This is a genomic window from Kribbella sp., from assembly GCF_035687465.1.
GTDB lineage: Bacteria > Actinomycetota > Actinomycetes > Propionibacteriales > Kribbellaceae > Kribbella.
This window is the reverse complement of the sequence record NZ_DASRXP010000554.1, coordinates 1-11,838: the sequence shown is the minus strand read 5'-3', so window position 1 is coordinate 11,838 and position 11,838 is coordinate 1. Positions and strand designations below refer to the sequence as shown.

10 protein-coding genes are annotated in these 11,838 nt (G+C 67.1%); 3 read left to right on the top strand and 7 right to left on the bottom strand.

The genetic code is table 11. From position 1 onward, the window contains the following. Positions 1 to 321 precede the first annotated feature (321 nt). The 3 genes from VFG33_RS29540 to VFG33_RS29530 all read right to left on the bottom strand — a co-directional run bounded on the left by VFG33_RS29540 (position 322) and on the right by VFG33_RS29530 (position 3,816). Positions 322 to 1,305, bottom strand: coding sequence for a type IV toxin-antitoxin system AbiEi family antitoxin domain-containing protein (locus VFG33_RS29540; RefSeq protein ID WP_325056262.1), 984 nt, complete (start codon positions 1,303 to 1,305; stop codon positions 322 to 324). 171 nt (positions 1,306 to 1,476) lie between these two features. Next, positions 1,477 to 1,974, bottom strand: a complete 498-nt coding sequence (locus tag VFG33_RS29535; protein WP_325056261.1) for a hypothetical protein — start codon at positions 1,972 to 1,974, stop codon at positions 1,477 to 1,479. 195 nt (positions 1,975 to 2,169) lie between these two features. Beyond that, complete coding sequence (locus VFG33_RS29530; protein WP_325056260.1) at positions 2,170 to 3,816, bottom strand: amidase; 1,647 nt, start codon at positions 3,814 to 3,816, stop codon at positions 2,170 to 2,172. Between the two features lie 52 nt (positions 3,817 to 3,868). Here VFG33_RS29530 and VFG33_RS29525 point away from each other — a divergent pair, with 52 nt between their 5' ends. After that, entirely contained in the window at positions 3,869 to 4,033 is a 165-nt protein-coding gene (locus tag VFG33_RS29525) for a hypothetical protein (protein WP_325056259.1), read from the top strand. Here VFG33_RS29525 and VFG33_RS29520 read toward each other — a convergent pair. Together VFG33_RS29520 and VFG33_RS29515 are read right to left on the bottom strand one after the other, a co-directional pair. Continuing rightward, positions 4,014 to 4,313 carry a hypothetical protein gene (locus VFG33_RS29520; protein WP_325056258.1) on the bottom strand — a complete coding sequence of 100 codons (300 nt, stop codon included), beginning with the start codon at positions 4,311 to 4,313 and terminating at the stop codon, positions 4,014 to 4,016. The genes VFG33_RS29525 and VFG33_RS29520 overlap by 20 nt on opposite strands. 98 nt (positions 4,314 to 4,411) lie before the next feature. Beyond that, complete coding sequence (locus VFG33_RS29515) at positions 4,412 to 6,976, bottom strand: MXAN_6230/SCO0854 family RING domain-containing protein (RefSeq protein WP_325056257.1); 2,565 nt, start codon at positions 6,974 to 6,976, stop codon at positions 4,412 to 4,414. Between the two features lie 590 nt (positions 6,977 to 7,566). Between VFG33_RS29515 and VFG33_RS29510 the strand changes: the two genes are divergently transcribed. Further along, positions 7,567 to 8,817: an MFS transporter gene (locus VFG33_RS29510; RefSeq protein ID WP_325056256.1), complete on the top strand. Its 1,251-nt coding sequence runs from the start codon at positions 7,567 to 7,569 to the stop codon at positions 8,815 to 8,817. Between the two features lie 79 nt (positions 8,818 to 8,896). On the opposite strand, the gene VFG33_RS29505 is transcribed toward VFG33_RS29510, so the two are convergent. Continuing rightward, positions 8,897 to 9,070, bottom strand: coding sequence for a DEAD/DEAH box helicase (locus tag VFG33_RS29505; protein ID WP_325056255.1), 174 nt, complete (start codon positions 9,068 to 9,070; stop codon positions 8,897 to 8,899). Between the two features lie 121 nt (positions 9,071 to 9,191). On the opposite strand from VFG33_RS29505, the gene VFG33_RS29500 reads away from it, so the two are divergent. After that, on the top strand, positions 9,192 to 10,517 hold the full coding sequence (locus VFG33_RS29500) for a GGDEF domain-containing protein (protein ID WP_325056254.1): 1,326 nt from the start codon (positions 9,192 to 9,194) through the stop codon (positions 10,515 to 10,517). Positions 10,518 to 10,693: 176 nt separating this feature from the next. Here VFG33_RS29500 and VFG33_RS29495 read toward each other — a convergent pair whose 3' ends face one another. Next, positions 10,694 to 11,671, bottom strand: a complete 978-nt coding sequence (locus tag VFG33_RS29495; RefSeq protein WP_325056253.1) for a zinc-binding dehydrogenase — start codon at positions 11,669 to 11,671, stop codon at positions 10,694 to 10,696. Positions 11,672 to 11,838: the final 167 nt, after the last annotated feature.

The window sequence follows — 11,838 nt, the reverse complement described above, 5'->3', positions numbered from 1 at the left end:
CCGCACAGCCGGCAACCGGACCAAGCGAGCGCCGGCAGCGGGTCGATCACGCCTTCTTCGACGGCTAGCGTCCTACAGACCGGCATCGGCCGCGAAGCCTGGCACCGGACGAAGCAGGCAGCAGACCGACCACGCTCCGTTCGACCACTAACGCCCTACAGACCGGCATCCGCCGCGAAGCCTGGCACCGGACGAAGCAGGCAGCAGACCGACCACGCCCTGTTCGACCACTAGCGCTCTACAGACCGGCATCCGCCACAAAGCCTGATACCGGACAAAGGCAGGCAGCGGGCCGAAGAGCCCGCCGCCGGCGACCACTGCTCACTGGCCGGTATCGCGCACGAAACCTGCTACCGGAGCCTGCCGCGACTGGGAACGATCAATGGCACGCCGGATCCGAGCGATCAGTTCGAGCGGCTGGGCAAGATCGGCCCAGGTCACCCGGACCACCTCGTACCCGAGATCGCGGAGCCTGTCCTCCCGCACCTTCTCCGCGATCAGAGCGTCAGCTCCGGTCCCTCCATACTTCAGAGCGCCGTCGAACTCGAGGATCACACCCCAGCGGGCGAGCAGGAAATCAACCCGCGCCACCAGCCGGCCGAGAGCATCGCGGATCTCGGGTTGCAGGATCGGCTCCGGGAGTCCGAGGTCGGCCAACAACACCCGCAGCCGCGATTCACCTACCGACTCGGACCGGCCATCGCCGAAGAGCACGGCCCTCGCCGCGGCCCTCGTTCCAGGCCTCTTCGCGAAGAGCTCGACCGCAGCCAACAACTGATCGGGAGTTGCGACTCCCTGCCTAAGCGCCGCATCCACCACCGACACCGCGACCTGGTACGACGTGTAGCGGATCGTCTCCACCACAGACCGCGCGCCCGAGGTCAACCGCACTCCATCAACCTCCACCGGATCCAGCACCGGCGGCCGCCCCGCATGCTGGCAGACCTTGGCCCCAGATCTACCGCGCCCAACCAAATTGGTGACGTGAACCCGACTCAGATCGAGGTCAGAAACCTCTACACCACGAAGCAGCAACGCTGACTGATGACTCACCACCGCCCGACCATCCAGCCGATGATGAACAGCCTTCGCCGCGCGGACGTGTCGCCAGGTCGCGCGATCCCACTCCGGACGTGCCTCGTCGTCAGGTCCCGGTTCGGCATAGGCACCGCGACACAGGCGGACCCACTGGCCCGCCTTGATCCGTCGCGCGATCTCGTCATCGCTGTAGCCCGCACGGATCACGTCCAGGCGATCGAACCAACCACCACGCTTGGCCGCTTGAGCAGCCAGTTTCCTGTTCATGTCAGAGAACATGCCGCTGACACCCGCAGTACAGGCAGGTGACTTCACAGCCTGTGGATAGCGGGCCGATCACCGTTCGTTCGACCACTGGCGGTCTGCACGGCGCCAGTGGTCGAAGAGCGCGCTATCGGTTCAGGCAGTGAGGCCGCGCTCAGGGTGGGGAGGTCCGACTCAGGTGTCGTGTTCGAGGACTCGGACTCGGGGGACGTTGAGTTCGCGGCGGGCGCGTTTGGGCCAGTCGGAGACGACGAAGCGGGCTGCTGTTTCGGGCCACGCGACGACGACGACCTCCTGGCTCTTGGTGGACTTGACCAGGGCTCTGAGGCCGAGCAGGATCTCGCCGTGGGTGATCGAGACGTTCACCCGGCAGTCGTTCAGACCGCGGAGCCGGCGCGAACTGTGTTCGATCACCGAGGCCAGGTCGAACTGCGGATCCGCGAGCGTCGCCGCGGTCGTAGTACGGGCTGAGCTGGTGGCGGACAGTCCGGCGACGTCCGCGAAGCTGGTTCCCAGCAGGGCCATCGGTCCCGCCAGTCCTTCGGTTGGATGGCTGGAGATGAGCAGGTGGTAGTCCACCAGTTCGTCGTGCCTTGCGTGCAGGGCGGCAACGCGGCGCGCATCGCCCTCACTCATCTCGCGCTCGATGAGCACCACCACGTCGTACGTCATCGTGGCTCCCTTCGCCTCTTCCTTTGTACTCCCGCATCTCCCCCGGGTCGTCAGCGAACCGCGGCTCCGTAACCGGAATGTCAAGATCGCGGCCGAGAACCGCACCTCAGCCGAGCGCCACTGAGGTACGGACCGTCATCGGATTGTCAAAGTCGGCACCGGCCGAGGAGCACGTTGCTCCTCGGCCGGCGGGGCTCACTGCATCTGCTCGACGACCTGATCCGCGTGCAACCGACCGCGGTCCTGAACCTGCTGCGCCTCGACCACGCCGCTCGCGCGCCGCGAGTCAGGCTTGGCCGCAGCGTCGGCACCCGTCCTGGCAACCGGTACTGCGCCCTGCGGGTCCGCGGGCCGCCGGTGATGCCAATCGGTCACCGCCTGGTACGCCGCTGCGACCGCTAGCAGCCGGTCTTCCCCGAACGGCTTGCCACCGAGAATCGTCCCGATCGGAACACCCGCCGAGGTGAACCCGATCGGCAGCGCGAGCTCGGGCAGCCCGATCGCGTCGAACGGAGTCGGGCTCGTCTGCACGACCACATCGCACTGCTCGAAGAGGTCGTCCAGAACCCGCTGGAGCAACAGGACCTTTGCGCGTTGACCGATCAGGAACTCGTTCGCGCCGAGCAGCGCGCCCTGCAACCAGCCTGTGACCGAGACTCCGAATCCGCGTAGGTCAGAGCGCATCATCGGCAGGAACGGTTCGCTCCGTTCGGGCAGCCGGACGTTGTTGAAGGCTGCGTTGGTCAGCACGTCCCACTCGTCCGGCATCGTCACGTCGACCACGGTCAGGTCCTGGATGTCGGCGAGCTTGTCGAGGGCAGCCCGCCGTGCGGCGGCTACCTCGGTGGTGCCTGTCGTGAAGTCGGGAATGACCCCGACCTTCGTACGCCAACGCATGCGAACCCGGCGGTTGCGGATGACGGGGGTTGCGGCGGTCACCAGGTCCGGCACGGGCGGGAGGCCTTGGGTGCGAGGGTCGTTCGGATCCTCGCCGGCCATTGCCGTGAGCATGATCGCCGCGTCCTTGGCATCCCTGGCGAGCGGGCCGGGGTGGTCGCGGGTGTAGCTGAGCGGGACGATCCCGTGGAGTGACACGCGGCCCATCGTGGGTTTCAGGCCGGTGAGGTTCTGCGCGTTCGAGGGTGCCGTGATCGAGCCGCCGGTCTGGGTGCCGACGCTCGACGCGGCCATCCGGGACGCGACCGCGGTCGCTGATCCTGAGGTCGAGCCTCCGGGGTCTGTTGCTGGGTTCGACGGGGTCCACGCGTTGACGGTCGTGATGCGGCCGTCGGGTGTGGTTGCCCGGGTTGTGGCGAGCGGGCCCATCTGGGTCTTGCCGAGGACGATGCCGCCAGCTGCCTTGAGTTTGCGGACGGCTGTGGCGTCGAAGGGTGGGAGGAACTTCTCGAACAGGTAGGAGTTCGCCGTGGTCGGGATGCCGCGGGTGTAGTAGTTGTCCTTGATCGCGAGCGGGATGCCGTGGAGGGTGCCGCCGCGCTTCTTGCCGAGCGATCGTGCTCTCGCGAGTGCTTCGTCGGCGAGGACGAGGTTGAACGCCTGGTAGGTGGAGTCGTAGGCGCCGATGCGGTCGAGGTAGGCCTCGAGGAGGCGCTCGGGCTTGAGCCGTCCTGAACGGATGAGGGTCGCGGCCTCGGCGATCGTCAATTCGCTGACATCTCTGATCGCCTCGGGACGTACTGCGGTGTCCACGGTCGCGAGGGTGCTCGCGGAATTTGGCGCGGCATAGCCGATCGCCGGAAGAGCGACCGTGCCGACGGTAGTTGCCGCGGCAAGCGCGCTCGCCCGATACAAGAACGACCTGCGGTCGACCCGAGTATCCATCGGTCCAGCGTCCTCAGCGGAGTCGCCGCGGCGGGTCCTCACGGCAGCGCTCATGCGGGAGTTCTCGGCTGCGCCCGGCCCGGAGGTCCCGGCCGCGCCCAGCGCGGAGGTCCCGGCTGCGCCCGACCCGGAGGTCCCGGCCGCGCCCAGCGCGGAGGTCTCGGCGGGCTCGCTGGCCGGGCTGTTCACTGGGCGGTTCATCGGTGTTGCCTGGTGATGTCGATGGAGGGGAAGAGGGTGGGGGCGGCGACCTGTTGGGCGAGGGCCGGTAGGTCGTCGGTTGGGCCGGTTGTTGCGAATTGGTAGGCACTCAGCGGCAGGACCGTCGTACGGACGAAGCTGCGGAGGCCGGCCAGGACGGAGTCGCGGCCGGGGCTGCCGGTCTCCGGGTCGGGGGAACTGCCGGCGGGTAGTTGGTCGAGATCGATTCCGATCGAGGCCAGACGCGCGCGGATCATGACGTCCAGTTCGGCGTCGGTGGGTTGGGTGAGGCTCACTGGGGCTCCTCGGGGTCTGTGGCGGCAAACTCCAGCCCTTTATGTCACGACATGTATGTCCCCATGTTTCGCTGATGTCGCAACAAAGTTAAGGCGACCTACTCGTGGCGCCCCAGCAAGGTCTGGTGCGCACGGGTGTCAGGAGTGAGGGCCGCCAAGAGGTGAGGGGCGTCGATCAGATTGACGCTGCCCGGGTCCAAGAGGTGAGGGTGGAGCGCGTAGACCTCGGCGCCGGCTTTGGGGTCGAGATCGGCGGTGATGACGGCTACGAAGTCGGCTCGGCTGGCGGCGTCGAGGTCCCAGTAGCGGTCTGGTTCAAGGCGGGCGGTGAGGCGCCGGGCGAAGGTGCTCACGTCTTCCCCCTCGCCGCGGAGGTAGCCGACGATCGAGCCGTCGGAGGTCCGTACGACGACCTCGTCGGTGCGGGCGGCGGCGTGCCAGCAGCAGAGTTCCCAGAGGCTGACCCGGTCCCCCGCACCGTGGACCTCCTCGATCGCGGCCGCCATCAGCGCGACCGCGCCGCCGTACTTGACGATGCTGTGTCCGTAGCCGACCGCGCTCAGGTTGACGTCGTACCAGCGGAGTTCCTTCGTGTGCAGGTCGATGCCGAACGGCAGCAGGATCTTCGCCGGCCCCGTGAGGTCGAACCGCTCCTCCACCGCGGTCGGATCGAACAGCCCCGACGGCTGCCTCATCACGCCGACGAATCCGCGCTCGAGCCGGTCGAACGGCACGTTGTTGTAGCTGAACACCACCGGCAGCAGGTAGCGCCCGCCCACCCGCTTCAGCGCGGCAAGATCGATGTCGATGTACTCGCTCGAACCGGCCTTGCCCGGCGCTGAGGTCAGATCACCCGAGTGCACCAACGCGTCCTGGTCGAACCGCAGCCGTGTGTAGTCGCACAACCCGACGAACGCCCACTCCGAGTCGAGCACCATCACCGACAGGTTGAGATCGACCCGCTGACCCGCCGGCTCGACCCAATGCACGAAGAGCCGGAGCAGGTCGTCCTCGGGGATCGGCTGCGTACTCCCCCGCGTCATCCGCCGCAACGTCGACGAAGCGCTCCGCTCCGAACCAGGCGCCGCCAACCGAGCCAACTCCTCATCCAGAAAGGCCCGCCGAACCCGCGGCAGAGCAGTTGCCCTCCGCAACAACTCACCGACCAGTACTGCGGCCAGCGCGCCGGCGAGCAACGTCGGGAGGGGTTCTCGTTCATCCACGGCGGTCCAGATCCGGGTGGTTCCACCACGCGGGAAGAACAACCGGAGATCGCCGGGTGGCGTGCGGACCTGGCCGAGTGCCGCAGTCAGGACGACGGGCGATACGTCGGAGACAGCAGTGGTGACTGCCTCGATCAGTGAGCCGTGCGCGTCCGGCGGCAGCGCGCGAGCCAATTGGACGAGTCGCCGCAGCAGGTCGCCTGGGCGTTGGGTCAGGAGGTCCAGGGCGAGGCTTGGGCGTTCGGTGGCGAAGGCGGATTCGACTCGGCTGGCGAAGGTGTTCATCACCAACCGACCATCCTCGAGCCGGATGGCCGGATGCCCAGTCGCTTCGCTCAGGATGGCGCGACCTGCCGGGCTGCCGCCGTCAACGGTTGTTCCTCGAACGACGGCGAACGCGAGCGCGGCCACGGGATAGCGGGTCGCGAACTCGAGGGGATGCAGGTTTTCCGCAATCCGCTTCCAGGCTCGTTGATGCCGCAGCATGTCCTCGACGAGCGACTCCAGCGGCAGCTTGTCGAGCCGGTCCAGCACCGTACGGCGAATCGCCCGGGCCAGCGAGGTGCGTCGTACCGGCGGGGTTCGGAGACCTGGGTCTGCGCCCATGAGGACATAGAGGAGGCGCAACGCGTCGGTGGCGGTGTCGAGCAGTTCGTCGATCAGCGCGGGATGGGTCGGCAGGAAGTGGGCGAGCACGATCGCACGGGTCTCGCGGACCGGGATGAAGTCGGGCAACCACGAGGGGTCGGCGTCGGTCAGGAGCACCTTCAGGTCGGCGCGATCGCCGACGGACAAGGGAGCTCGACGTACGAGGAGCTCGGCTGCCGTGGTGCGAGCGGAGTCGTCCGTTGCGAGCGTCAACAGTCGCAGGCGGTCGGCGCGGGCGGGCTCGATCGCCTCGTCTTCCGAAGGCTCGAGGAAGGGGTCGGCCTTGTCGATTTGGCGCAGGCAGATCGGGCAGGCGCTGTAGTCGGCGCCGTCCCAGCAGTTCCTGCAGACGAGGTGTGCGCAGGGCGAGACCGGGTGGACCGTTTGGGACTCGCCGCACAGCACGCAGGGTTGCTCTGGTTCTTGGAGGAGTCTGGCGAAGGTCCTGTCGATGTAGAAGGTCTCGGTGTTGCCTGGGACGGTCTCTGGGAAGCCGCGAAAGAGCGGCACGTGGGATGCGTTTCTGCCGGACTGCTGGTCGAGCAACTCGAGTAGGTCGCGGCCGAAGCCGGTTAGCGCGAGGGGGTTGAGGCCGACGCAGTACCGGTAGAGGGTGGCCGACAGCAGGAAGCCGCGCTGAATCAGGTCGGCTTGGAGTGCGGAGAGACCGGCTTGGGTGCTCAGTGGATGCCGCAGCCAGTGCCATGCGGACCGGCGTACGGGTGGGGTGAGGCGGGCGGCGTCGACCAGCCGTCGGCGGCGCAGTAGCACCGCGGCGAGCGCGTCTGGCATCGATGCCTCCCGGTCGTCAGGACAGAGTTGCCAGAGGCGGAGAGCGAACGCGCTACGTGGCCTGGTGAAGGAGAAGGAAGCACGTCCAAGAGCCGCCCCTGGCAAGAAGAACGCTACCGTCCGCCACCGACAGTTTCCGAAACCCAACCATCGCGGCTCCTCCGTCGCAGCTCAACAAAAGAAGACGGCGTGACCTCGGCCCACAAGCGGCCCGCGGTCCGTTCGCCGGCGAAGTGCGTACGCGACGAGGTGGCGCAACGCCGCGCCAACGCGAGTCGGACGGACGGCAACTGCCAGCCGGACGCGGCCCGAGTACACGCGCTACGAGGTGGAGTTCGGCGGCGGGGAGTCAGCGGCCGGGGAGAAGGACTGGTACCAGGGTCGGGGCCGCCCCGCCCAGACCCCGGTACCAGAGGATTCCAGAGTAGTTGGGCCGGACAAGTCCTGAGACGTCGGCTGGCCGAAATGGCACTGATCCGCCGCGAACAAACCTTTGAACCAGGCGTTCTGCGAGCAATGTCACGTGCAGGGTATCCCTACCGATCACAGTCAGCAGGTGATGTTGCACGGATTGTGGTTATGGTCTCTGCATGGTTGGTGGGGTGGTGGAACGGGCGCGTTGGCGCGATGTGTTCGGGCATGCCGAGTTCAGAGCGTTGTTCCTGGCCGGCGTACTGTCCGTCGCGGGTGATCAACTGGCCCGGGTTGCCCTGTCTGTACTGGTCTTCGAGCGCACAGACTCGGCCGGACTGACCGCACTCACGTACGCCCTCACCTACGTCCCCGACCTGGTCTTCGGCCCCTTGCTGGCGGGTTTCGCCGACCGGTATCCGCGTCGCCGGGTGATGATCATCACTGACCTTGCGCGCGCAGTACTGGTTGCTGCGATGGCGATCAACGCGTTACCTCTTTGGGCAGTCATCGTCCTGTTGGTCGCGCTTCAGGCATTCGGTTCGCCGTTCAATGCGGCGCGAGCTGCGACGCTGCCCGTGGTGCTGCCAGGCGACCACTACGTGCTGGGCAAGGCAGCGAACGACATGGTCGTGCAGTTCAGCCAGGTGCTGGGCTTCGGTACGGGCGGCTTGGCTGTGCTTGCAGTAGGCACGTCCGGCGGTCTCCTGCTCGACTCCGCGACCTTCCTGCTCTCCGCTGCACTCATCACCTTCGGCGTGCAGCGCCGCCCTGCACCCGCAGCCGCGCAGGACAACGACGAGCCCCGGAAGAGCTACTTCAAGGACCTAGCCGCAGGAACCTCCCTAGTACTCCGTACGCCGCGTCTTCGCGCTCTCGTGGCTCTTGCGACGATCGCCGGGTTCTACGTCACGGTGGAAGGTCTTGCCGTCCCCTATGCGAACGAGATCGGCGGAGGACCGGAGTACGCGGGTCTGCTGCTCGCCGCTAGTCCAGCCGGGGCTGTAGTCGGCATGTGGTTGATCACGCTGTGGCCGCCCGAGCGACGGATGAAGCTCATCGGGCCGCTGGCCGTCGCCGCCTGCGTGCCGCTCATCTTCTGCGCCTTCACGCCCGGGCTGTTGCCGACAGTCGGTCTCTGGGCGTTGTCCGGACTGGCCTCGGCGTACCACCTGCCGGCCAGCGCAGCCTTCGTCCAGGCCGTGCCGGACCACCAGCGCGGCCAGGCCTTCGGAGTCGCCAGCACAGCTCTGAAGAGCAGTCAGGGCATCGGCATTCTCGTTGCGGGCCTGATCGCGGACCGCTCGTCACCGTCGCTCGCACTAGCCGTCGTGGGGGCCGCTGGCGTGCTTGCGGCCTTGGTGGCGGGCGCGGCCTGGGCGCGCGCCCGCCGGTCAGGTACGGCGGCCGTCGAAATCGGCGGCCAATGAGTCGCCCGGAGATTCAGGGAATATCGCCGGACGGGATCCGTAAAATGTAAGTAAAGAAACTTCCGGAATCAGCGGGTGGTCACCATTCGTTACCGCCGGTGAACCCCTCGGGACCGGAACCACCGGACTGCCGCAACCACTCGTTGCCACCGTCCGTGAACCACTCGTTTCCGCCGCGGAACCACTCATTTCCGCCGTCGAACCACTCGTTGCCACCGCGGAACCACTCGTTGCCAGTGCTCTTGATCGACATGGTGCTGGATCCTCTCGTCATGATCCGTCGGATGGAATACCTGGGGTGCGGGGATGACCTGCCGTGAACGGGCAGTTACTATTCAGCAATAACCGTTCAGGTCTAACTGTGTGAGGCCACCATGATTCTGATCGGTCGGAGCAAGTGGGTGCCACCCCGCCAATGGAAGCTCTGGTCGTTGCCACGTCCGGCACTGGGCTACGTGCTCGGTGTCGATGCGATTGCCGTAACGATCACCGCCCTGGCTGTAGCGTCCACCGTCTCCGGCGACCGCACTGGCATCAAGCCGTCCGAGTGGACTGCCTTCGCCGTGCTCGCGGTCGCCTCCGTGCTTCATCTGGAGTCTGCCCGCGGGATCGAGCGCCGACGCGAAATGGCGGCGAATACTTCGCCGTACACCAACCTGAAGAGCCTCTGGGTCTTCGCCGGGCTGCTGCTGCTCCCGCTGTCGCTGGCGATCGCGCTGGTCGTGGTCTCGTACGGTTACTCCTGGCTCCGCGTCTACGGGCGCACCATCGCGCACCGCAAGATCTTCTCGGCCTCCACGTTCATCCTGGCCAGCGCCGCGGCAGCCGCCATCCTGCGGGCCGGCGATCTCATCGTCGAGCCGCGCGTGCCGACCGGCCCGATGTCCCTGGTGGTCGTCCTGGCCGCGGCGAGCACCTGGTGGCTGGTGAACTTCGCCCTGGTGATCGGCGCGATTCTGCTGTCCTCGCCGGACGCGTCCGCACGCGGCGCACTGGGCCAACTGGCCGACCAGCTCGTTGTGGTTGCCGGGCTCGGTCTGGGAGTCGCAGTCGCCGCGCTGCAGGCGTCGTACCCGTGGGTCGTGCCGATCCTGATGATCACGGTGCTGACGTTGCACCGTGACCTGCTACTCCCCCAGTTCCAGCGGGCTGCCGGGACTGACGTGAAGACAGGGCTCGCGACACCGTCGTACTGGGCTAGCGCTGTGCCGGTGGAACTCGCTCGGGCCGAGTCGCTGCGCAGTACGGTCGGGCTGCTGATGCTGGACCTGGACAGGTTCAAGGAGATCAACGACACGTACGGGCACCCGGCCGGTGACCGCGCGCTGCGTGCGGTCGGCGAGAGCGTCCGGGCGGAGGTGCGGCAGGGCGACCTGGTTGCACGGGTTGGCGGCGACGAGCTCGCAGTACTGCTGCCGGGCGCGTCCGAGCGCGAGGTACTGGAAGTCGCTGAGCGAATCCGCGAGCGGCTGACGTCACTGACGGTCTCCGTGGATACGGCGCACGATGTCAGCGCCGTCATCACGGGCGTACCGGCCTCGTTCGGTGCGGCGGTCTACCCGGACGTCGCAGGCACGATGGACCAACTGGTCCTCGCCGCGGACAACGCCCTCCTGACAGCAAAGCGCGCAGGCCGAAACAAGATCGTCTCCGCCCGCCCAAACCCACCCATCACCGAACACGCCGAACAACTCGACTAATACCGCCGCATTCGCCGTCTGAGCCGCGGCGGACAGTCGCCGCAGTTCGAGCTGGCCGGCCCGCCTAACACCGGACCAACAAGCCCGCGGCCTGCAAGCCGAGTACATCGTTCCAAGTGTTCACGCCGCCCGTTCCGCAGTACGACGGCAGGCGTACTGCGGAAGTCCGGCTGCGCTCAGTGGATTCGGAGGAGGGCTTTGCCGAGGAGGGTGCGGTTTTCCAGGGCGAGGTGGGCTTCGCCGAGTTGGTCGAGGGGGAACGTGCGGTCGATCACCGGTACCAGGTCGCCCTTGATCGCCCTCGCCATCACTACCTCGCCGGTGACAGGCGTCGCCGAACGACTGTCGGCCCGCAGATCCATGATCCCCTTCACCGTGATCCCCCGGCGCTCCGCCTCAGCTGGGTCGTACTGCGCGAAACCGCCGCTCGGTGCACCGTGCGCCGAGAACCACCCGTTGTCCTTGACGGTCTCGAACGCGGTCCCGCCGAGCGCGCCACCCGCTCCTTCGAACACCACGTCGACCCCGTGTCCATTGGTTGCCTCCAGCACCGACTTCTCCCAGCCCGGTTCCGAGTAGTCGATCACCACATCGGCCCCCTGCGCCTTCACGAGATCGCGTTTCGCCTGCCCGCGAACGGCAGCGATCACGTGCGCTCCCGCTTTGTGCGCTAGCTGGATGAGCAGCACCCCCATACCGCCGGCAGCTGCGGTGATCAGTACCTCTTTGCCGGCGAGATCGGCCGCGAGCTGCTCGAGGAGGAGCGCGGTGAATCCATCACCGGATACCGCGACCGCCGTCTCGAGGTTGAGCTCCTCAGGCGCGAGGACCAACTGGTCGACCGGGACAGCCGCTTGTTCCGCGTGAGCGCCGAAGCTCGCAGTACGCCCGACAACGCTCTTACCGATCCAGTCCTGGTCAACGCCCTCACCGACGGATCGCACGCGACCGCCGAGGGAGTTGCCCGGTACGTACGGCGGCTCGACGTGAAAGAAGCCGCCGTGCGCACCCTGCCGGATCGCCGTCTCCACGAAGATCACGTCAGTCACCTCGACCTCGACGATCACCTCGCCGGGACCGGCGACCGGCTCAGCCCACTCCTGGACCTCCACCACATCCGCCCCACCAAACTCCGTCACAACAGCAGCACGCATATCAGTTCACTCCATCTCGTCTCGGCTCTCTCCCGCCAACCCTGCAACCTCAACTATGGTTAAGGTCAACCACAACCCTCCCCCACCGCCGCGGCCGGACCCGCAGCACTCACCAACCCCGACTCCCCCACGCGAACCACCCCCGCCTGACCTTGCAAACCCAGCCC

Excerpts from the sequence above, each read along its gene's own strand:
- VFG33_RS29525 (WP_325056259.1), top strand. The coding sequence starts at position 3,869 with ATGCGGGAGTTCTCGGCTGCGCCCGGCCCGGAGGTCCCGGCCGCGCCC.
- VFG33_RS29530 (WP_325056260.1), bottom strand. The coding sequence starts at position 3,816 with ATGGATACTCGGGTCGACCGCAGGTCGTTCTTGTATCGGGCGAGCGCG.
- VFG33_RS29515 (WP_325056257.1), bottom strand. The coding sequence starts at position 6,976 with ATGCCAGACGCGCTCGCCGCGGTGCTACTGCGCCGCCGACGGCTGGTC.
- VFG33_RS29500 (WP_325056254.1), top strand. The coding sequence starts at position 9,192 with ATGATTCTGATCGGTCGGAGCAAGTGGGTGCCACCCCGCCAATGGAAG.
- VFG33_RS29495 (WP_325056253.1), bottom strand. The coding sequence starts at position 11,671 with ATGCGTGCTGCTGTTGTGACGGAGTTTGGTGGGGCGGATGTGGTGGAG.
- VFG33_RS29540 (WP_325056262.1), bottom strand. The coding sequence starts at position 1,305 with ATGAACAGGAAACTGGCTGCTCAAGCGGCCAAGCGTGGTGGTTGGTTC.
- VFG33_RS29505 (WP_325056255.1), bottom strand. The coding sequence starts at position 9,070 with ATGTCGATCAAGAGCACTGGCAACGAGTGGTTCCGCGGTGGCAACGAG.
- VFG33_RS29510 (WP_325056256.1), top strand. The coding sequence starts at position 7,567 with ATGGTTGGTGGGGTGGTGGAACGGGCGCGTTGGCGCGATGTGTTCGGG.
- VFG33_RS29535 (WP_325056261.1), bottom strand. The coding sequence starts at position 1,974 with ATGACGTACGACGTGGTGGTGCTCATCGAGCGCGAGATGAGTGAGGGC.